This window comes from Aquabacterium sp. CECT 9606, from assembly GCF_918741295.1.
GTDB lineage: Bacteria > Pseudomonadota > Gammaproteobacteria > Burkholderiales > Burkholderiaceae_C > Aquabacterium.
In genome coordinates, this window is record NZ_CAKKNB010000004.1 from 405,789 (window position 1) to 427,029 (window position 21,241).

The 21,241-nt window shown below is 63.3% G+C and carries 19 protein-coding genes and 1 riboswitch; of the genes, 11 read left to right on the plus strand and 8 right to left on the minus strand.

Going from position 1 to position 21,241, the window contains the following annotated elements:
• The first annotated feature begins 1 nt into the window (after position 1).
• Genes tssC through LQ232_RS19185 form a run of 9 tightly spaced genes read left to right on the plus strand, consistent with a single transcriptional unit; the run spans position 2 to position 10,255 of the window.
• Positions 2-1,480 carry a type VI secretion system contractile sheath large subunit gene (gene tssC / locus LQ232_RS19145; RefSeq protein ID WP_230181986.1) on the plus strand — a complete coding sequence of 493 codons (1,479 nt, stop codon included), beginning with the start codon at positions 2-4 and terminating at the stop codon, positions 1,478-1,480.
• A 42-nt stretch (positions 1,481-1,522) separates the two neighbouring features.
• Positions 1,523-2,083 carry a type VI secretion system tube protein Hcp gene (locus LQ232_RS19150; RefSeq protein WP_230181987.1) on the plus strand — a complete coding sequence of 187 codons (561 nt, stop codon included), beginning with the start codon at positions 1,523-1,525 and terminating at the stop codon, positions 2,081-2,083.
• A 44-nt stretch (positions 2,084-2,127) separates the two neighbouring features.
• Positions 2,128-2,592, plus strand: coding sequence for a type VI secretion system baseplate subunit TssE (tssE, locus tag LQ232_RS19155; protein WP_230181988.1), 465 nt, complete (start codon positions 2,128-2,130; stop codon positions 2,590-2,592).
• A gap of 2 nt (positions 2,593-2,594) precedes the next feature.
• Entirely contained in the window at positions 2,595-4,568 is a 1,974-nt protein-coding gene (tssF, locus tag LQ232_RS19160) for a type VI secretion system baseplate subunit TssF (protein ID WP_230181989.1), read from the plus strand.
• A complete protein-coding gene (tssG, locus tag LQ232_RS19165) occupies positions 4,532-5,599 on the plus strand; it encodes a type VI secretion system baseplate subunit TssG (RefSeq protein ID WP_230181990.1) in 1,068 nt (355 codons plus the stop codon). The genes tssF and tssG overlap by 37 nt, the downstream gene beginning before the upstream one ends.
• A 40-nt stretch (positions 5,600-5,639) precedes the next feature.
• Positions 5,640-8,390 (plus strand): type VI secretion system ATPase TssH, encoded by a 2,751-nt coding sequence (tssH, locus tag LQ232_RS19170; protein WP_230181991.1) that lies wholly within the window; start codon positions 5,640-5,642, stop codon positions 8,388-8,390.
• The gene (locus LQ232_RS19175; protein ID WP_230181992.1) at positions 8,390-8,746 is read left to right on the plus strand and encodes a hypothetical protein; all 357 of its coding nucleotides are present in this window, start codon (positions 8,390-8,392) and stop codon (positions 8,744-8,746) included. The genes tssH and LQ232_RS19175 overlap by 1 nt, the downstream gene beginning before the upstream one ends.
• A 31-nt stretch (positions 8,747-8,777) precedes the next feature.
• Positions 8,778-9,497 carry a hypothetical protein gene (locus LQ232_RS19180; RefSeq protein ID WP_230181993.1) on the plus strand — a complete coding sequence of 240 codons (720 nt, stop codon included), beginning with the start codon at positions 8,778-8,780 and terminating at the stop codon, positions 9,495-9,497.
• On the plus strand, positions 9,494-10,255 hold the full coding sequence (locus LQ232_RS19185) for a hypothetical protein (protein ID WP_230181994.1): 762 nt from the start codon (positions 9,494-9,496) through the stop codon (positions 10,253-10,255). Before LQ232_RS19180 ends, LQ232_RS19185 begins: the two co-directional genes overlap by 4 nt.
• Here LQ232_RS19185 and LQ232_RS19190 read toward each other — a convergent pair.
• The 6 genes from LQ232_RS19190 to ppk2 all read right to left on the minus strand — a co-directional run bounded on the left by LQ232_RS19190 (position 10,201) and on the right by ppk2 (position 16,596).
• Complete coding sequence (locus LQ232_RS19190; RefSeq protein ID WP_230181995.1) at positions 10,201-12,075, minus strand: potassium transporter Kup; 1,875 nt, start codon at positions 12,073-12,075, stop codon at positions 10,201-10,203. The two genes, LQ232_RS19185 and LQ232_RS19190, sit on opposite strands and share 55 nt — an antisense overlap.
• Before the next feature lie 8 nt (positions 12,076-12,083).
• On the minus strand, positions 12,084-12,776 hold the full coding sequence (gene kdpE / locus LQ232_RS19195; RefSeq protein ID WP_230181996.1) for a two-component system response regulator KdpE: 693 nt from the start codon (positions 12,774-12,776) through the stop codon (positions 12,084-12,086).
• Positions 12,773-14,338 (minus strand): DUF4118 domain-containing protein, encoded by a 1,566-nt coding sequence (locus LQ232_RS19200; RefSeq protein ID WP_230181997.1) that lies wholly within the window; start codon positions 14,336-14,338, stop codon positions 12,773-12,775. The genes kdpE and LQ232_RS19200 overlap by 4 nt, the downstream gene beginning before the upstream one ends.
• Before the next feature lie 109 nt (positions 14,339-14,447).
• Positions 14,448-15,020 carry a TMEM165/GDT1 family protein gene (locus LQ232_RS19205; protein ID WP_230181998.1) on the minus strand — a complete coding sequence of 191 codons (573 nt, stop codon included), beginning with the start codon at positions 15,018-15,020 and terminating at the stop codon, positions 14,448-14,450.
• Positions 15,021-15,026: 6 nt separating this feature from the next.
• Positions 15,027-15,197: riboswitch (yybP-ykoY riboswitch) on the minus strand.
• Positions 15,198-15,243: 46 nt separating this feature from the next.
• Positions 15,244-15,648 carry a hypothetical protein gene (locus LQ232_RS19210; RefSeq protein WP_230181999.1) on the minus strand — a complete coding sequence of 135 codons (405 nt, stop codon included), beginning with the start codon at positions 15,646-15,648 and terminating at the stop codon, positions 15,244-15,246.
• Positions 15,649-15,717: 69 nt separating this feature from the next.
• Positions 15,718-16,596, minus strand: a complete 879-nt coding sequence (ppk2, locus tag LQ232_RS19215; protein ID WP_230182000.1) for a polyphosphate kinase 2 — start codon at positions 16,594-16,596, stop codon at positions 15,718-15,720.
• Between the two features lie 60 nt (positions 16,597-16,656).
• On the opposite strand from ppk2, the gene LQ232_RS19220 reads away from it, so the two are divergent.
• On the plus strand, positions 16,657-17,019 hold the full coding sequence (locus tag LQ232_RS19220; RefSeq protein WP_230182001.1) for a translation initiation factor Sui1: 363 nt from the start codon (positions 16,657-16,659) through the stop codon (positions 17,017-17,019).
• Between the two features lie 66 nt (positions 17,020-17,085).
• Positions 17,086-18,630, plus strand: coding sequence for a PAS domain-containing methyl-accepting chemotaxis protein (locus LQ232_RS19225; protein ID WP_230182002.1), 1,545 nt, complete (start codon positions 17,086-17,088; stop codon positions 18,628-18,630).
• Between the two features lie 4 nt (positions 18,631-18,634).
• Here the strand turns inward: LQ232_RS19225 and LQ232_RS19230 are convergent, their stop codons facing one another.
• Positions 18,635-19,930 (minus strand): MFS transporter, encoded by a 1,296-nt coding sequence (locus LQ232_RS19230; protein WP_230182003.1) that lies wholly within the window; start codon positions 19,928-19,930, stop codon positions 18,635-18,637.
• 21 nt (positions 19,931-19,951) lie between these two features.
• Positions 19,952-21,154, minus strand: coding sequence for a multidrug effflux MFS transporter (locus tag LQ232_RS19235; protein WP_230182004.1), 1,203 nt, complete (start codon positions 21,152-21,154; stop codon positions 19,952-19,954).
• Between the last annotated feature and the right edge of the window lie 87 nt (positions 21,155-21,241).

Sequence of the window (21,241 nt, forward strand, 5' to 3'; positions counted from 1 at the left end):
CATGAGCGCACAATTGCAATCCAATGGCCAGCCCGTGGCCGCCGATGCTTTCAGCTTGCTGGACGATATCGTCGCCAAGAGCAAGGTCGCCAAGACCGACACCGAGCACGCCCGTGCAAAGGACATCATTGGCGAGCTCGTCAAGGAAGTCCTGCAAGGCACGGTCGTGGTCTCCGACAACCTGTCGGCCACGCTGGATGCCCGCATCGCCGAGATCGATCGGCTGATCTCCGACCAGCTCAGCGAAGTGATGCACGCCGCCGAGTTCCAGAAGCTGGAGTCCTCGTGGACGGGCCTGCATTACCTGTGCAAGCAGACCTCCACCGGCGAGAAGCTCAAGATCAAGGTGTTCAACGCCACCAAGAAAGAGCTCGTCAAGGACTTCAAAACCGCCATCGACTTTGACCAGTCGGCTTTGTTCAAGAAGGTCTACGAAGAAGAGTTCGGCACCTTTGGCGGCGCACCTTTCGCGGCCCTGATCGGCGACTTCGAAGCCGGCCGTGGTGCTGAAGACATGTACTTCCTGGACCAGATGTCCCATGTGGCTGCAGCAGCCCATGCGCCTTTCATCTCGGCAGCCTCGCCAGAGCTGATGGGCCTGGACACCTTCACCGACCTGGGCAAGCCTCGCGACATGGCCAAGGTGTTTGACACCGTGGAATACGCCAAGTGGAAGTCCTTCCGGGAATCGGAAGACTCCCGTTATGTGGCTTTGACCTTGCCGCGCTTCCTGGGGCGCCTGCCTTTTGATCCCAAGGATGGCAATACCACCGAAGGCTTCAACTTCGTCGAGGACATCGACGGCACCGACCATAGCAAGTACCTGTGGGTGAATGCCGCCTACGCCTTCGGTGCGCGTTTGACCTCGGCGTTCGAGATGTACGGCTGGTGCGCGGCCATTCGCGGTGTTGAAGGCGGCGGCCTCGTCGAAGACCTGCCGACCCACACCTTCAAGACCGACGATGGCGAAGTGGCCCTGAAGTGCCCGACCGAGATCTCCATCACCGACCGCCGCGAGAAGGAGCTCAGCGACCTGGGCTTCATCCCTCTGGTCCACTGCAAGAACACCGACTACGCCGCTTTCTTCGGTGCCCAATCGGTGCAAAAGCACAAGAAGTACGACAACCCCGCCGCCACGGCCAACGCCACCTTGGCGTCCCAGCTGCAGTACATCTTCTCGGTGTGCCGCATCGCGCACTACCTCAAGGCGATGATGCGCGACAAGATCGGCAGCTTTGCTTCGGCGGGCAATGTCGAGAGCTTCCTCAATGCATGGATTGCTCAGTATGTTTTGGCCGACGACAGCGCGTCGCAAGAAGCCAAAGCCAAATACCCCCTCAGGGAGGCATCCATCGAGGTGCAGGAAGTCCCCGGACGACCTGGGGTGTACCGTGCGGTCGCTTTCGTGCGCCCGCATTTCCAGTTGGATGAGCTCTCGGTGTCGCTGCGCTTGGTTGCAGAACTGCCCAGCGGTGCTTAAGGCGCATCCCTTTCTTTAAAAAACATCACGGAAGGAAAAATAATGAAAGACATTTACATCGAGTTCAAGAACTCGGCCATCAAGGGCGATGTGCGTGACTCCGTCCACGGCAGCAACGCCGCGACCGGCCAGAACGCCAAGCCTACGATCGAAGTGGACTCCTGGGCCCACTTGATTCGTCAACCCAAGTCGGCTTCGGCTTCGACCGCCGGTGGTCACACCTCCGAGCGCTGCGAACATGACGAGATGGTGTTCGTCAAGGACATCGATTCGTCCAGCCCCAAGCTGTGGCAGGCCGCTTCGCAAGGTCTGGTGACCCCGGAAGTTGAGATCACCTTCTACCGCTCCAGCGGCCAGACGGGCTCGTTCAACAGCGGCACCAAGAACGACCGCGTCAAGTACCTGGTCATCAAGTTGAAGAACGTGCTGATCTCGTCCGTGGCGCCCACCGTGTCGGAAGAAGGCATCCCCAAGGAAACCTTCGGCCTGAAGTACTCGGCCGTGGACTGGGCTTACTCGGCGTCCAAGCTGGACGGCAGCCAAGGTTCGGTCACCGGCACCGGTGCCTGGAACCTGGCCACCAACACGTCGACCTTCGCTTGATCGACTGAACGGACAAGCGGCGGCCTCGTGCCGCCGCTTTTTTCATGATGACCTTGTTTGGACTGAACCTGCTGGAGAAATTGACTGATGACCACCGTGACGAGCGGGGGCACACATCGATCGATCAACTCAAGGACAGCGTGGCACGCGATGTCGAGTCGCTGTTGAATTCTCGTTGTGGCATGCCCGAAGGCATCTTGCGCGGTTTCACGCATTGCCAGCAATCATTGCTGTCTTTTGGCCTGAAGGACTTTGTTTCGCTGTCGCTGGCCAACCAAGGTGACCGTGCGCTGATCTGTGAAGACATTCGATCTGCCTTGCTGGTGCACGAGCCGCGGCTTCAAAATCCGGTGGTCCAGGTGAGCAGCACGGCCGGTCCCGGCCAGCGCCTGCACTTTGCCATCCAGGCCTTGCTGATCGCCAACGAGGCCAACGAGATCGTCAGCTTCGACGCGGTCTTGCAACCGGTCAGTCAACGCTACCAAGTTTCCCGCGGACGCAACGCCTAGCCATGGAAAATCTGCTGCCCCATTACGAGCGCGAACTGGCCTTGCTGCGGCAGTCGTCGATGAGCTTTGCCGAGCGCTATCCCAAGATCGCGGGGCGCCTGCAGCTGGCCAACGACGTTTCGCAGGATCCCCATGTCGAGCGGATGATCGAATCCTTTGCCTTGCTGGCGGCGCGCGTCCACAAGCGCCTGGATGACGACTTTCCGCTTTTCACCGAATCCATGCTGGAGGTGCTGTACCCGCACTATCTCCGGCCTTTCCCATCCTGCTCCATCGTCCAGTTCGATCTGGGCCTTGCTGCCGGTCAGATGAGCAAGACCGCCGAGGTGGCCCGAGGCACGGTGCTGACTTCACGGCCAGTCAAGGGCGTGCCTTGCAAGTTTCGCACGACCCAATCGGCCACGCTGCGGCCGGTGCGCATTGCCAACGCCGCGTTCCGCAATTCAGTGCTGGCACCCGAAGGTACGCGCTTGCCCACCGGTGCGACTTCGGTGCTGTCCATCACCATGGAGTTGTTGTCGCCCCAGGCCTCGTGGAACGTCCTGGCCGACCAGCCTTTGCGCGTATACCTGGATGGCGAGTCTTCGCAGGTCAGCGCCTTGCGCGAAGCGCTGTGCCAGAAGGTGGTGGGCGTGATGACGCAGGTAACCCCGCACCAGCCCTGGCTGTCGGCCGCGTCCATCGGGATCGACAAAGCCGCGCCTCAATTGGCGGGCTTTGCAGACGATGAAGCCCTGATTGATTTCGACGCGCGATCGCACGCAGCCTACCGACTGTTGACCGAGTACTTTGCCTTCCCAGACAAATTCAACTTCGTCGACCTGACCGTGCCGGTGCCCCGCAACCTGCGCCAGGCACCCTCAGACGGTGGCGATGGTGATGCTCGTGGTGTGCGTTCTTTGACCTTGCACCTGCTCATGTCCGGCATCCGAAGCGATTCGGACGAGTCCCGCTTGCTGGAGACGATCCAGGCCCGGAGCTTCGTGCTGGGTTGCACGCCCGTGGTCAACTTGTTCAGCCAGCCGGCCGATCCCATCCGCATTACCCACACGGCCTCGAGTTACCCTGTTTTGCCCGACAGCCGCCGCGCGTTTGGCCACGAGGTCTATTCCATCGACCGCGTCTACCGTGTCCTGCAAACGCCGCATGGCGAGTCCGTCGATGAGTTTCGTCCCTTCTTCTCATTGAGGCACGACGATCTGCTGCCCTTTGACGAGGCCGAACTCAGCGCCTCGGCGCCCAGCCTGGCGGCCTTGCGCCGACAACGGTCCAAGGCACAGGGAGAAGGTCGCGCTCCGGGCCGTTATTGGCACGCGCGGCGTGATGACGACCTGGCCGAGCAAAGCCCGGGCTACGAAACAGAGATTTCCATCGTCGACGTGGATTTCGAGCCAGCCCTGCCACAGACCGAGACCTTGTCCTTGACGGTGACTGCCACCAACCGGGATTTGCCCAGCCTGCTGGCCTTTGGCGCGCCGGGCGGTGACCTGGTCCTGGAAGGCGGAAGCCTGGCCCGCGAAATCAGGATGTTGCGCAAACCGACGGCCAGCCAGCGCTTCGAACGTGGCCGGGGCACCTTGTGGCGATTGATCTCACACCTGTCCCTGAACCATTTGTCCTTGTCCTCTGAGGGCATCGACGCGCTGAAGGAAATGCTGCGCTTGTATGACCTGCCGCGCAGCGCCTCCAACCGTCGGCAGGTGGATGGCTTGGTGGCGGTTGAGTTTCGCCCGGCCACGGCCTGGCTGCCCGGTGAGCCCTTCGCCACCTTCGTGCGCGGTACCCAAGTGCGGCTGACCGTGGACGAAGACAGTTTCGTGGGCACGGGCCTGGGTTTGCTGGCCGCGGTGATGGACTATTTCTTTGGCCTGTACGTTCACGTCAACAGTTTCACGCAGTTGACCATCGTGTCGGCTCGCACACAGGAAGAGGTGCTGACATGCCCGCCCCGCAACGGCGACAAACCACTGGTGTGATCGAGCAACTGCTGCGCGAGCCGCAGCAGTTTGGCTTCTTCCAGGCGGTGCGCCTGCTGGAGCGGTGGCTGGCCACGCCTGAAGGCTTGAACAAGCTCAATTTCCGCAATTCGATCTCACTGGGCTTTCCCGTCAGCGAGATCGAGTCGCTGCTCGTGCACCGGCGCCCGGATGGCAACGTGCCCGAGCACACTGCAGGCCCGCAAGACATTGACCGCATCGACCTGACGCCAGCTTTCATGGGGCTATTGGGCGTCACGGGTACCTTGCCGCTGCATTACACCGAGTCGCTGGCCCAGCGTGAGTTGTACCAGAAGGACCATGCCGCCCGGGCCTTCATGGATGTGTTCAGCCACCGGGCCGTGATGCTGTTCTACCAGGCCTGGAAAAAGCACCGCCTGCACATCCAATACGAAGGCGACCGGCGCCAGCGCTTCATGCCCGTGGTCCTGGCGTTGGCGGGTATCGGTCAGAAGGCACTGCGCGGCCGCCTGGACACCGAGCGAACAGGCGTGGCCGACGAGGCCCTGGCCTTTCATGCAGGCACCTTGCAGCAGCGCACTTTGTCGGCCCGCCAGTTGCAGCAGCTGCTGCAAGGCTACCTGGACGTGCCAGTGGCGCTGGAGCAGTTCGTGGGCCGCTGGTACACCCTGCCCGAGGCTGGGCGCCAATACCTGGGCCGACCAGGCCATGGCGGCCTGGGACAGTCGGCCATGCTGGGTGAGCGGGTTTGGCAACGCGACCTGCGCATGCGCATTGTGTTGGGCTCGCTCGACCATGTCCGGTTCCGGCGCTTTTTGCCCGGGGCCCCGGGGGCTTTGGCCTTGCGCGAGTTGCTGACCCTGTTGAATGGCGTGAGCCTGGAGTTCGAGGTCAACCTTCGCTTGCGCCAGGACGACGTGCGGGGCAGTGCGCTGGACTCCAAGCGCACGCTCACCGAAGCCTGCCTGGGTTGGGACACTTTCTTGCAAACAAGGCCTGCCAACGAAGACCGCGCCGATGTGCGGTACGACATCCACGCGGCGGCCTGACGTCACATCACCATAAAAAACATTCAACGCTGTCATCACCATGAGCCAAAACCTCAAGACCTTGATCTCCAAACTCAATGACACCACCCGCCGCGCGGCGGAGCGGGCCGCCAGCCTGTGCATGGGGCGTGGCCACTACGAGGTGGATTTGGAGCATCTGTTTTTGGCCCTGCTCGAGCAGCCGCAAAGCGACCTGGTGGTGCTGTGCCGGCGCTTTGGTGTCTCCACCACCGAATTGCAGCGCGACCTCGAATCCGAGTTGGGCCGCTTCAAGACCGGCAACAGCCGCACGCCGGTGTTCTCCAGCCACCTGCCTGTGCTGCTGGAGCATGGCTGGTTGATTGCGTCGCTGGAGTCGCAGGCTTCTCCGGGCATCCGCAGTGCCCACTTGCTGATGGCCTTGTTGACCGAACCATCGCTCAGTCAATTGGCTTACCGCGGCTCCAGGCTGTTTGGCGGCTTCAAGCTGGAGGATCTGAGGCACAAGTTGGCCGAGGTAACGCAGGGCTCGCAAGAGGCTGCGCGGGCCATGCACCTTGGTCAGCCTGCGGAGACGGGCGACCAGGCCGATGCCAGCGCCACCCTGGCAGGCAAGACGCCGGCCTTGGACCAGTTCACCACCAACCTCACGCAACGTGCGCAGGACGGCAAGGTGGATCCGGTCATTGGCCGCGATGCCGAGATCCGCCAGGCCATCGACATCCTGATGCGCCGCAGACAGAACAACCCCATCCTGACGGGCGAAGCCGGCGTGGGCAAGACCGCGGTGGTGGAAGGGCTGGCGCTGCGCGTGGCCTTGGGCGATGTGCCGTCCTCCTTGCAATGTGTGGCCATCCACGTGTTGGACATGGGCCTGCTGCAGGCGGGGGCGTCGGTCAAGGGCGAGTTCGAGAACCGCCTGAAGAACGTGATCGACGAGGTCAAGAAAAGTCCGCAGCCCATCATCCTGTTCATTGACGAAGCGCACACCATGATTGGCGCGGGCGGGCAGGCTGGCCAGAACGACGCGGCCAATTTGCTCAAGCCGGCGCTGGCCCGGGGCGAGCTGCGTACCATCGCTGCCACCACCTGGGGTGAGTACAAGAAATACTTTGAAAAAGACGCGGCCCTGGCCCGGCGCTTTCAGGTGGTGAAGGTGGAAGAGCCCAGCGAAGAGCTGGCCTGCGCCATGCTGCGCGGCATGGCGCCCTTGATGGAAAAGCACTTTGGGGTGCGCCTGTTCGACGAAGCCATTCTGGAAGCTGTTCGCCTGTCGGCCCGCTACATCAGTGGCCGCCAGTTGCCCGACAAGGCCATCAGCGTGCTGGACACGGCTTGTGCCAAGGTTGCCCTGGGCCAAAGCGCCACGCCTGCCCGCATTGAGGACGCGCGCAAACGCATTGAGCGCCTGGACGCCGAATCCAGCGCCTTGAAACGAGAGGTGGCCAGCGGTGCCAGCCATGGCACCCGCCTGGATGAACTGCAAGCAGAACGCACCGCCATCCAGGCCACCTTGGCAGCTGACGAAGAACGCTGGATTTTCGAGCAGCAATTGGTGGCCGACATCCGTGACCTGCGCGCCAGGTTGGAAAGCCGCGCCAGCGAGTCTGACATCGGTGAACCGGTGATGGACGACGGCGCCAAGGCCGCCACCAAGGGCCGCAAGAAGGCGGCCATCACCCATGCCAGCCCGGAGCACGAGCTCTTGTCGCTCAAGCAGGCCGAGTTGGCCGCGTTGCAAGGCGAGGCGCCACTGGTGCCCATGCAGGTCGACGGCCACGTGGTCGCCGAAATCGTGGCCGCCTGGACCGGCATCCCCTTGGGCAAGATGGTCAAGGACGAAATCAAGACGGTGCGCCATTTGCACACCACCTTGCAAGAGCGCGTGATTGGCCAGGACCATGCCTTGGCCGCCATTGCCCAGCGCGTGCGCACTGCCCGCGCTGGTCTGGAGGATCCCAACAAGCCCAAGGGCGTGTTCCTGTTCGTGGGCCCCAGCGGCGTCGGCAAGACCGAAACCGCGCTGGCCCTGGCCGACATCCTGTATGGCGGCGAGCGCAACCTGATCACCATCAACATGAGCGAGTACCAGGAGGCGCACAGTGTCAGCGGCTTGAAGGGCTCGCCTCCCGGTTACGTGGGTTACGGCGAGGGTGGGGTGCTGACCGAAGCCGTGCGCCGCAAGCCCTACAGCGTCGTCCTGCTGGACGAAGTCGAGAAGGCGCACCCGGATGTGCTGGAGATGTTCTTCCAGGTGTTCGACAAGGGCCTGATGGACGATGCCGAGGGCCGTGAGATCGACTTCCGCAACACGGTCATCATTCTGACCTCCAACGTGGGCTCGCAGGGCATCATGCAAGCCTGCTTCAAGCACGATGAGGCAGCGGGTGGTACCGTGATGAAGTCGCCAGGCGAGTTGCCCGGCGCCGAGGCGCTGGCCGAGGCCCTGCGGCCCACCTTGTACAAAACCTTCAAGCCGGCCTTCATCGGGCGCACCAAGGTCGTTCCTTACTACCCCTTGAGTGATGACGTGTTGCTCAACGTGATCCGGCTCAAGCTGGACCGCATCGCGCAGCGCGTGGCAGCCAACCACCAGGCGGTGCTTGATTATGACGAGGCCCTGATGGAGGCCGTGCTCAGCCGGTGTACCGAGGTGGACACTGGCGCCCGGGCGGTTGACCACATCCTGAACGGCACCTTGCTGCCCGAGATCGCCGACAGCGTGCTGGCGCGCATGGCCGAGGGCCAGGAGATCGGCAAGATCAAGGTCAGTGCGGGCAAGGACGGCAAATTCAAGTTCAAGGTGCAGTGATGAGCAATTCGGCGCATGAACACGAAGCGGCCCACGTGGCTGACAAGGCGCTGGACCTAGGCGGCCACGCCCCGGGTGCCCACCACCGCTTGGTTGCCCACCGCAAGCCAGCGCCGCAGGACATCGAGGCCTTGCTGGTCCAGGCCGCCCAAGGTAGCGCCGTCATCTCACCTGTCCGTGACGGAGCCGCGCGCCTCTTGTCACGCCTGAGTGTGGGCCCTTGGACGATCCACCAGCGCTTGGCCGAGGGCCGCTTTTCGTCGGATTACCAGGTGATCCTGGCGGCGGGTGCGCTGCGCGCCACCGTGCAGATCCGTTGTTTGCCCTGGCCTCATGTGGTTCATGTGAGGATCTGACCACGCGGGTGTGCGGTAGAGTGAGGCGCATATGCATGAGCCCCCGTCTTCACCCCTCACTTGGCGCACGCTGCTCCTGAGCACCCTGGCTTTGCTGCTCGTGATGACGGCCGTGGCCGTTTTCGGGGCCCACTGGGCTTGGCAGAACCTGGCCGCCCATGTGGTGTTGCGCGATCAGGCGGCGAGCATCAGCATGCCGTCCGAGTTGGCCGTGCGGGCTTCGGTCAGCAACAAGATCGAGGTGCGGATCGATCAGAACCTGCGGGTGAAGGTGCCCGTTCACGAAACGCTCAGCATCCCCATCACCGAACCCATTCCGCTCACGGTGAGCGTTGAAACTTCGGTCCCCATCAACTTTGACGTGCCCATCGAGCACACCTTGCATGTTGACCAGGTGATCGACCTGGACACCAAGGTCAAGACGCGCATCCTGGGCTTTGCCGTCACCTTGCCGATCCAGGGCAAGGTGCCGCTCAAGGCCGACGTGCCCATCAGCCTGGTGATCCCTGTGCGCAAGCAGGTGCCCGTTTCCTTGAACACGCCCGCGCTGATCCGCTTGGCCGAACCCTTGAGTGCCCGCATCGACACGGTCATGGACACGGTGGTGCCCATCCGTGAGTCGTTCAGCCTGCCCGTGACCGCGCCTGTCAATGCGACTTTGAGCTTCCCAAGCCAGACGGTGAAGGCGGGCCTGACCCACATGGACATCAAGTTGCCGCTGAACGCCGTGCAGCTTGAGCGCCAACCTTGACCACGACGCTGCCGCCTCGGCGGGGCTGGCACCGGCCCGTGCGCCGGCGGGACGTGGTGCTGGTGATGGTGGGCGCCGCGCTGATCTGGTCCGCTCTGGTCGCGGGGGCGGCCTGGCAAGTGCGACAGCATTGGCAGTCCGTAGTGGCCCTGCGCGATCAAACCGTCACCTTGCGCCTGCCCACCGGCATGCCCGCACGGGCCGAAGTGCACACGCCGCTGCACCTGCGGCTGGACACCCAGTCCAAGGTGGCCGTGCCCATCGACCAGCCGGTGAGCGTGCAATTGGTGAACAAGCTGAGCGCTCAGGCCGTCATCAACACCACCGTGCCGGTGGACACCAGCGTCAGCTTCGACCAGGACATCCCGGTGTCGACCGAGGTGGAAATGAAGATCCCCGTGGTGTCGTGGCTGCCGGCCATGAACGTCATGGTGCCAGTCACCTTCAAGGTGCCGGTGCACCTCACGGTGCCGATCAAGGTGCAGTTGCCTTTGGCGCTGGATGTGAAGGTGACTGGCCGGGTGAGTGAGCCCATCAAGGTGCCGGTTCGCACCACCATGCACCTGTCGGTGCCCGTGCATGCCAAGCTGCAGGCCGACGTCTTGAACCGGGCCGATTTCAACCTGGTGGGTTTGCAAGCCCCCTTTGACCTGCGCATCGAGCAGGCCGAGGTGCGCACGCCTCTGAGCGACATTGAATGGTGTTACAGCATCACCTGCGTGCCCAACTCCACCACCTGGTTGGCTGGCAAGCGGTAGTAGGTGGCGGCGCCTTCGGCCTGGCGCGTCATCCACCCATACAGGGCGCAGCGCCAGGCGGGCAGGGCGCCGGGGCCGTCGGCGATGGTGGAACGTGCCACGAAGAAGGTGGTGCTCATGGGGTTCAAGTCCAGGCTCGACAGTTGCAGCAAGGCCAAGGCTTGCGGGATGTCGGGCTCTTCGCGAAAGCCGAAACGCACCGTGGCCATGAAAAACCCTGGCGCCACGTTCAGCACCTCCAGGCGCTGGCTGTCGCTCACATAAGGTGTGTTCTCGTTCACCACGTGCAAGAAAACCGTTTGCCTGTGCATGACCTTGTAGTGCTTCAGGTTGTGGAACAAAGCGCTGGGCACGATGGTGGGGTCGGACGTGAGGTAGACGGCGGTGCCCGCCACGCGGGGCACATCGGGCATGGGGCCTTCCAGAAAATCAACCATGGGAATGTCGATCTTGCGGCGCTGGTCGGCCACCAGTTGGCTGCCTCGCTTCCAGGTGGTGAGCATCAGGAAGATGGCCGCGCCCAGGGCCAGGGGGAACCAGCCGCCATCTCCCAGCTTGGTCAGGTTGGAGGCGAAGAAGCCCAGCTCCAACACCCCGAACAGTCCCAGGGCCGCCAGGATGGGCAAGCGCATCACGCGGGCGCTGATCAGGGTGACGAACGCGGTCAGCAAGGTGGTGATGATCATCGTGCCTGACACGGCAATGCCATAGGCGGCGGCCAGTGCGCCCGATGACTTGAAGGACATGACCAGCAGGATCACCGCCAGCAGCATCAGCCAGTTCACGCTGGGGATGTAGATCTGGCCTTTCTCCTTGTCGGAGGTGTGCAGGATGCGGATGCGCGGCATGTAGCCCAGGCGGCTGGCTTGCAGGGTCATCGAATAGGCGCCCGAGATGGTGGCCTGCGAGGCGATCACTGTGGCCGCCGTGGCCAAGATGACCAGCGGGATCAACAGGGCCGACGGGGCCATCAGGAAAAAGGGATTGCTGACGGCCGAGGCATCGCGCAGCACCAGCGCGCCTTGGCCAAAGTAGTTGATGATCAGGCTGGGGAAGACCAGGCCATACCAAGCCAGGCGCACGGCCTTGGCCCCGAAGTGGCCCATGTCGGCGTACAGCGCTTCACCGCCGGTCAGGCCCAGGAACACGGCCGACAGCAGCAGGAAGGCGCTGGGCGGGCGGTCAATGGCAAAGCGGATGGCGTGCATCGGGTTGAGCGCCTGCAGCACCTCGGGCGTCTGGGCAATGCTGATCCCGCCCAAGGCGGCCAAGCTCAGGAACCACAGCACCGTGACCGGGCCGAAGAGCTTGCCCACGCTGCCCGTGCCATGCTTCTGGATCAGGAACAGACCCACCAGGATGCCGATGGTGATGGGCACGATGAAGTGCTCGAAGCGCGGCGTGGCGATGCTGATGCCTTCTACCGCCGACAGCACCGAGATGGCCGGCGTGATGATGGCATCGCCATAGAACAATGCGGCGGCGAACACGCCCGCGCTGATCACCAGGATGGAGCGCCGCGAGCTGTCGTTGGTGAGCCGGTGGGCCAGGGCGGTCAGGGCCAGCACGCCGCCTTCGCCATCGTTGTCGTACTTCAGCACCACCCACACGTACTTGAGGGAGATGATGATGACCACGGCCCACAGCAGCGCCGACAAGGTGGCCAACACCGATTCGGGCGTGGCGGGCATGCCGTGCGGGCCGGAGAACGCTTCCTTGAAGGCGTACAGCGGGCTGGTGCCGATGTCGCCAAAGACGATGCCCAGGGCGGCCAGGGTCAAAGCGCTCAGGCGCGATGTCCCTTGGGGGTTGGATGACATGAGAACTCCTAGTGGCCGGAGTGGAAACGGTAGCCCACGCCGGTTTCGGTCAGGAAATGGCGCGGTTGCGCCGGGTCGTTTTCAAGCTTGTGCCGCAAGTGCCCCACGTAGATGCGCAGGTAGTGGTTGCTGTCAACATAGGCCGGGCCCCAGACATCGCGCAGCAGGTGGCGGTGCGTCATCACCTTGCCCGCGTTGGCCAGCAGCACACCCAGCAGGCGGTACTCGATGGGCGTGAGGTGCACGGGCTGGCCGGCGCGCGTGACTTGGCGCCGCACCAGGTCAACCTCGACATCGCTAAAACTGAACAGGGGCTGCTCGGCCTCGGTGCCTTTGCGCCCGCGCCGCAGCAGGGCTCGCACGCGGGCCAGCAGTTCGCCGACCGAGAAGGGCTTGGTGAGGTAGTCGTCGGCGCCTGCGTCCAGCACCTCGATCTTGTCCGTCTCGGCGGTGCGGGCTGACAGCACCAGCACCGGCATGCTGGACCAGGTGCGCAGGTCCTGCACGAACTGAAGGCCGTTGCCATCGGGCAAGCCCAGGTCCAGGACGACCATGTCGGGCTGGCGCGTGCCGGCCGAGATCAGGCCCTGGGCCATGGTGTCGCTGTCCACCACGTGGCAGCCTTCGCTTTCCAGCGCGGCGTGCACGAAGCGGCGGATGTGGGGGTCGTCTTCGACCACGAGCACGGTGGGTTGGGTCATGGGCCAACTCCACTGAGGTTCTCGGGCTCGATGGTGGGCGGCGAGCCCAAGGGCAGGCTGAAGCGCACTTGCGCGCCGCCTTCGGCCGGGTTCAAGGCTTCGATGCGGCCACCATGGGCTTCGACGATGGCGCGGCAGATGGCCAGCCCCAGGCCCACGCCTGGCACATTGGACTCTTGCACGCCGCGCTCGAACAAGCCAAAGACCTTGTGCAGACTGTCGGCCGCGAAGCCCGGCCCGGCATTGCTGACCATGATCTGCACGACATCGCCCTGCACGCTTGCGCCAATGTGAATGGTGCTGCCCAGGGGGGCGTACTTGCTGGCGTTCTCCAGCAGGTTGCCAAACACGCGTTCCATCAGCACCGCGTCGATTGACACCAGGGGCAGGTCGTCGGGCAGGTCCACTTGCACGGGGTGTTGGTGCAGGCTTTGGCCCAGCGTCTGGATGCTGGCCCCGATGACTTCCTCCAGCGGCTGCCATTCCAGCCTGAGGCGCACTTGGCCCGTGTCCAGGCCTGACTGCAAGCGCGCCATGTCCAGCAGGTTGCTGACCATGCGGTGCAGGCGCATGGCCTGGTCGCGGATGGCCGTGGCCATCTCCCCAGGTGCTTTGGGCAGTGGGGGCTGGACAAGCCTCAGCGAATCGGCCAAGCCATACAAGGATGTGAGCGGCGTGCGGATGTCGTGCGACAGGGCCGACAGGATGGAGCTGCGCAGACGCTCGGCGCTCATCTCCAATTGGGTGCGTTGGGCCACCTCCACGAAATGCAGCCGCTCCAGCGAGATGGCGACCAGCGATGACACCGCTTCGATCAAGGGGCGCTGGGCGTGAAGCTGCAGCCCTGCGGGGCCCGCCGCACTGACCATGAGCACGCCGCGCGCCCGGGTGGCGCCCGCCAGGGGCAGCACCACGTGGGCGTCCTGCTCAGAGCCGATCTGGTGTGACTCCACGCCTTGTTGATCGCGGTACACCGTCTTGGCCACCAGCCAGGCCGTGTTGCCGGTGGGAGCGTGGGCAGGCTCGATGGCGTGCAGTTCTTCCTGGGCATCGGGCACCAGCAACGTCAACCGGGCGCCGAGCTGACTGTGGACAAACTCGCGGCTGGCGTGAGCCACCTGCTCGGTGGTCAACGCCCCGGCCAGGGTTTGCGCCAGCGAATACAGAGCCCGTGACTGCTGCGCGACGCGCAGCGCCTGTTCAGCGCGCTGACGCAAGCCGATGGTGAGGTGACCAATGACCAGGGCCACCGCCAGCATCACCAGCAAGGTGAGCAGGTACTGCACATCGCTGACTGCAAATGACCAGCGTGGCGGCACATAGAAAAAATCAAAGAGGGCCACGCTGAAAAAGGAGGCCAGTACCGCCGGGCCACGCCCCAATTGCGTGGCCACGAAGACCACGGTCAGCAGGAAAAGCATGACGGTGTTGACCGGGTCCAGCCATTCGTGCAGTGGCAGCGTCAACGCCGTGGTGACGCCGCATGCCACCAAGGCCATCAGATGGCGCTGCCAGCGGGGGCGGCCCCACAAGGCGGTGGACGAAGGCAGGGATTCGGGCATGAAAGGGTTTCTGGCGGTGATGCTTCAGGTTAGTGGCTGAAGCATCTCGCTGTTGAAAATTCTGTCATGCCGGGCGTAAAAATGTCGTAAAAACGAAGGCCGGCCCTGCCTAGAAAAAGCTGCCCACGTCCAGCAATGCCAGCAGGCCCAAGACGGCGAACATCAGGGCGGCGATGCCGTGTACCAGACGCATGGACACCTTGCGGACCACGATGTCGCCCAGCAGCACGGCGGGCACATTGGCCAGCATCATGCCGATGGTGGTGCCCATGACCACCGACATCAAATCGTTGTAGCGCGCGGCCAGCGCCACCGTGGCCACTTGGGTCTTGTCACCCATCTCGGCCAGAAAAAAGGCCAGCACCGTGGTGCCGAACACGCCAAACCGTTGTAGCGAGGTGGATTCGCCATCGTCCAGCTTGTCGGGGATCAGCGTCCAGACCGCCATGGCCAGAAACGACACGCCCAGCACCCAGCGCAACACATCGGGGCCGATGTGCTCGGACACCCAGCCACCCACCAGCCCCGCCATGCCGTGGTTCAGCAAGGTCGCCACGAAAATCCCCGCGATGATGGGCACGGGCCGCTTGAACTTGGCGGCCAGCAGCAATGAAAGGAGTTGGGTTTTGTCACCGATTTCGGCCAGCGCCACGACGCCGGTGGAAACGAGGAAAGCTTGCATGGGATTCTCCAGGGCCGGCATGAATACCGATGACCACACGCATCCCCGGCCCGAGCGGAGGCGATGTGGTCAAAGGTCTTGCCAGGCGTGAAGCTGCAAGCGCCATGGCCGAAAGGCCAAGTGTGTTGACGCATGCCCCTGTGGGAAACAGGGCGGCTACTCCCCAATGACCCCGTCACTTTATCACGTGACCCGTGAGCGTGAGACCGCCCTGGTTGGAGCCTCAGTGCAGGTGCTCCATGGCGAGGAAGTGGTACTTTTCAGCCATTGAAAAAGGCACGGTGTGCACGACTTCCATCAAGCGCTGGGTGCTGCGTTCGGATGCGGCGTGAACCAGCAGCGCGCAGTGGCCCTGACGTGCCAATTGTGTGTACTGGCGCACGGTGGCCGCTTCGCTGCCCACAGAAGGCATGGGCCCCGGCGCGGCTGGGACGGTGGGGCTGACCTGGTCCAGGATGGCCTCGGGTTTCAACAGCATAATGTCATCGCTGTGGAATCCAGCGCCCTGCAAAGCGGCGCCCACCTTGTCGGCATCTTCCAGGTTGGGGAACATGGCGAAAACATAGCCCGTGGGGTAGAACACACCGCCCATGGTCAGCATGCGCGGTTCAAGCATGAAGGTTTTCATGATGGGTCCTCGTTGCCAAGACTCCCCCACTTTGCGCCTGTCTCGAACGAGGGTCAAGCCATGCGGTTTTCAATAGATCTCGGGCACGACGATGTCGGGCGGCACCGGCTGGCGGGCGTAGTCCTGGTGGCGTTCTCGCGGTGGCAGCACGATGGCCGGGCGCTCGATTTCACGGTAAGGCATTTGCTGCAGCAGGTGGTGGATGCAGTTCAGCCGGGCCTTCTTCTTGTCGTCGGCCTGGACCACCCACCACGGCGCCTCGGCGATGTGCGTGCGCTCCAGCATGACCTCCTTGGCGCGGGTGTAGTCCTCCCAGCGGCGGCGCGATTCCAGGTCCATTGGGCTGAGCTTCCATTGCTTGAGCGGGTCGTGGATGCGGCCCATGAAGCGCAATTGCTGCTCTTCATCCGAGATTGAAAACCAATATTTGATCAGCTGGATGCCCGAGCGCACCAGCATCCGCTCAAACTCGGGCGCCGAGCGGAAGAACTCTTCGTATTGGTCATCGGTGCAAAAGCCCATCACGCGCTCGACGCCGGCGCGGTTGTACCAGCTGCGGTCAAAAAGCACCATCTCGCCCGCGGCCGGCAGGTGCGAGGCATAGCGTTGAAAATACCATTGCGTGCGCTCGCGGTCATTGGGCGCGGGCAGGGCTGCCACGCGGGCCACGCGGGGGTTCAGGCGTTGCGTGATGCGCTTGATCACGCCACCCTTGCCGGCTGCGTCGCGGCCCTCGAACAGGATCACCACCTTGTGGCCGGTGTTCACCACCCAGTCCTGGAGCTTGACCAGCTCACCCTGCAAACGGAACAGTTCGTTGAAGTACTGTTTGCGGCTTTCCTTGTCCACGTTGTCGTGGTCGTCCAGCTCTAGTTCAAGCTCTTCGTCGTAGCTGTCTTGCAGGTCGCGGTGGATGCGTCGGATCAGGTCGTCGTCGGTGGGGCTCATGGCTCGGACGGTATCGCTGTATTGTGGCAACCCTGTGACAGACACTCATCAATCAAGGCCATGAAACCTCAAAAATCGAGCGGTGGGCTGGTTTACTCCACCGAACTGGGTCGCACTTGCCCCGAGTGCCGCCAGGCCGTGGCGCAATGCGTGTGCGGCAAGAAAGTGAACTTGCCCGCATCCGACGGCATCGTGCGGGTATCGCGCGAAACCAAAGGGCGCAAAGGCAAGGGCGTGACCCTGGTCAAGGGCGTGCCGCTGGACGATGTGGCCCTCAACCAGTTGGGCAAGCAGCTCAAGGCTGCCTGCGGTTGCGGTGGCACCGTCAAGGATGGCGTGGTCGAGGTGCAGGGCGACCATGTCGATACCGTCATGGCTTTCTTGCAGAAGCAAGGCTGGATCGTCAAGCGCGCTGGCGGCTGAACACTGAAGTTGCCGGCATTTCCGCCGATAACAAGGGGCTTTCTTTGACCATGGCCTCGATCTTTCATGCGCAACAACCAGCCCGTCACCCAACAAGAGTTTGACTTTCCCGCCGATGCGACTTTGATGTCGACCACGGATCTGCAAAGCCACATCACCTACGCCAACGCCGCATTCGTGGCGATCAGCGGCTACAGCCGCGAGGAATTGCAGGGGCACCCCCACAACCTGGTGCGCCATCCGGACATGCCCAAGGAGGCCTTTGCCGACATGTGGGCCACCCTCAAAGGGGGCCAGCCCTGGACGGGCATCGTGAAAAATCGCCGCAAAACAGGCGACCACTACTGGGTGCGCGCGAGCGCCATGCCGGTCATCCGCCAAGGTCGGCCCACAGGCTACCTGTCGGTGCGCACCAAGGCGTCTCGCGAAGAAATTGACGCAGCGCAAACTCTTTATAAAAAATTCCAAGCCGGTGAGACGGGCGGGCGCCGCTTCCACAAAGGGCTGGTGTCGCGGACCGGGTTGATGAGCTGGGCTTCGTGTTTGCAGACCATGCCGGTGCGGTGGCGCGTCCGGGCGGCCTTGCTGGCACTGCTGCCGGCCAGCGTGATGGGCGCCTGGGCGCTGGGCTTGGGTGGTGCGTCGGTGGCGGCCTTCACGGCCGTGATGAGCACGCTGTCGCTGTTGGCCGCGTGGTGGCTGGAGGCCCAGGTAACGCGGCCAGTTGAGCAGCTCTGCCAGCAGGCCTTGCGGGTGGCTTCGGGTGAAACCCAGAACCCGATCCAGATGAACCGGGTCGACGAGGTCGGCATGACCTTGCGCTCGATCAGCCAACTGGGATTGATGTTCCGCTGGCTGATTGATGACGTCAGTGCACAGGTCGTCAACGTGCAAACGGCCATCAACGAGATCGCGCAAGGCAACAATGACCTGGCATCACGCACCGAGGCCGCGGCCTCCAGCGTCCAGCAAACGGCGTCAACCATGACGCAGATGACGGCGACCGTGAAGAGCAGCGCCGACACCGCCACGCAGGCCAATGAGCTGTCTGGCACGGCCAGCCATGCGGCGAGCAAGGGCGGCCAAGCGGTGTCTGAAGTGGTCCACACCATGAACGAGATCACCCACAGCTCCAAGAAGATCGCCGACATCATCGGCGTCATCGATGGCATTGCTTTCCAGACCAACATCCTGGCGCTGAATGCCGCGGTGGAAGCGGCACGTGCCGGCGAGCAGGGACGTGGTTTTGCCGTGGTGGCTGGCGAGGTGCGCAGCCTGGCTCAGCGCAGCGCCGAAGCTGCGAAGGAAATCAAACACCTGATCAATGCCAGTGTTGAAAAGGTGGAGTCGGGCGCCAAGCAGGTGGACGACGCCGGCAAGACCATGGACGATGTGGTGAACCAGGTTCAACGCGTGTCGGATCTGATCGCCGAAATCAGTTCGGCCACCCGAGAGCAGAGCGGCGGCATCACACAGGTCGGCCAGGCGGTCAGCCACCTGGACCAGATCACGCAACAAAACGCGGCCTTGGTGGAGCAAAGCGCCGCCGCGTCTGAGGGCCTGAAAGAGCAGGCGGCGCGCCTGGTCGAGGCGGTGAGTGTGTTCCGGTGATGGCTCAGGCGTCGAAATCGCTGTCGCTGCCCGGTTTGGACAGCCACAAGGCCAACAGGCTGATGGCGGCGGCGATGGACAGGTAGTAGCCCACATAGGCCAGGCCGTACCGGGTGGCCAGGGTGGTGGCCAGATAGGGCGCCAGTGAAGCACCCAGGATGCCAGCGAAATTGAAGGTCATGGACGAGCCGGTGTAGCGCACGGCGGTTGGGAACATCTCCGACAGCAGCGTGCCCAGCGGTCCATAGGTCATGCCCATGAGCCCCAAGCCCACGGACAGGAACAGGGTCACGCCCAAAGCATTGCCGGCGCCAAACAGCGAGCTCATCGAGAAGCCAAAAACCACAATGGCGGCCGACACCCAGATCAGGGTGCCGCGGCGGCCATATTTGTCGGCCAGCCAGGCCGACAGCGGAATGCACAGCGCGAAGAACAGCACCGCGAACAGTTGGATCTCCAGGAAATCGCGGCGCGAGTAGTGCAGGGCGCTGGTACCCCAGCTCAAGGCGAACACCGTCATCAAATAGAACAGCACGAAGGTGGCCAGCGCGGCCAGTGTCCCCAGCACCAGGACCTTGGTGTGGTCACGGAACACCGTCACCACGGGCACCTTGACACGCTGATTGTGGTTCAGCACGTTCTGGAACACGGGGGTTTCGGTGATCTTGAAGCGCACATACAAGCCCACGAACACCAGCAAGGCGCTGGCCAGGAAAGGGATGCGCCAGCCAAAGTTGAAGAACTGCTCTTCGGTCAGCACCTCGCCCAGCCACAAAAAGATGCCGCCCGACATGAAGAAGCCGATGGGCGCGCCCAACTGCGGGAACATGCCGTACCAGGCTCGCTTGCCGGGCGGGGCGTTTTCGGTGGCCAACAACACGGCGCCACCCCATTCCCCGCCCAGCCCGAAGCCCTGACCAAAGCGACACACGGCCAGGAGCAAGGGCGCCCAGGTCCCGATCGTTTCGTACGTGGGCAGCAGGCCAATGGCGACTGTCGAGATGCCCATGGTCAGCAAGGCACCGACCAGGGTGGCCTTGCGCCCGATGCGGTCACCGAAGTGGCCGAACACCGCCGAGCCCACGGGCCGGGCGAAGAAGGCCAGGGCAAAGGTGATCAGCGATTGCAAGGTCGCGGCCGTCGGGTCGGACGACGGGAAAAACGCTCTCGGGAAGATCAAAACCGCCGCCGTGGCATAGATGTAGAAGTCGAAAAATTCGACCGTGGTGCCGATCAGGCTGGCGAACAGCACCGTGCCGGGTTTGTTGCGCTGGGCTGCGCCTGGGGTGGGGTGCTTCATCTGGGTGATTCCCTGGAAAGTTCAGGCGGCAGTATGCCCATGCTGGGCCGAGTGCCTGAGCGTGAGCCATGTGATCACCCAGGTGATGAGCGCACAGACCGTGATCCCCACCACCATGCTCAGGGCCGAGCCGTCCATGAACAGGCCCATCAGCGCCACCACGATGGCGCCCGTCACCATCTGCAAAGTGCCCAGCAGGGCTGAGGCGGTGCCGGCGATGTCGCCATGGTTGTCCAGTGCCAGCACAGAGGTCGTCGGGATGATGAGGCCCAGGAAACCATAGCCGATGAACAGCAAGATGGCCAGCACATCAAGCCGTTGCACGCCCATGGCGAACACCACCACCAGCGCGATCAGCGGCAACACATAGCCGATGGCCGCCACCTTGACCACGCCTTGCAGCCCGAACCGCTTGGTGAGCCAACCGGTCAGTTGCGCTGTGCCGATGAAGGCCACGGCATTGATCGAGAAGAAGAAGCTGTAGACCGTGGGCGTGAGGCCATAGCCCTGGATCAACACGAACGACGAGTTGGCCAGGTAGACGAAGAAGCTGGCCATGCCAAAGCCGCCAATGAAGGTCAGGCCCAGAAAGTGCCGGTCTTTCATCAGGGTGACGTAGCCTGCCCAGGCGCTGGCCAGGTTGCTGCCAATGCGCTCGGCGGGTGGCCGGGTTTCGGGCAGCATGGTGGCTGTGAGCACCAAGCCCAGCACGGCCGCCACGGTCACGGCCCAGAACACCGCGCGCCAACTGGCCAGTTCGATGGCGATGCTGCCCGCCAGCGGCGCCAGCACGGGCGACACGCTGAACACCAGCATGAGCAGGGACATCAGCCGGGCGGCATCAGCCCCAGTGTGCAGGTCACGGACGATGGCCCGGGGAATGGCCATGGTGGCGCAGGCCCCGATGCCCTGGATGAAGCGCCAGAAAGTCAGGGTGTGGATGTCTTGTGCCAGGCCGCAGGCCACGCTGGTCAAGGCAAACAGCACGAGGCCCACGTACAACGGTGTCTTGCGGCCCACCATGTCTGACCAAGGCCCGTAGATCAGCTGGCACAAGCCCAGCGACAGGAAGAAGGCCATCAAGCTCCATTGCACGGCACTGGTGTCCGCGTGCAGGCTTTGCCCGATGGCCGGCAAGGCCGGCAGGTACATGTCAATGGCAAAGGGGCCGATGGCGGTCAACAGACCCAGAACCAAGGCCGTGCGCATGAAGCTGGAAGTCATGACGAAGTGGTGCAAAGAGGCGAAAAGACGCCATCATGCCTGCTGGCTCGGCTTTTGAAGCAATGGCCGTTATGCTTGCACTGCTGC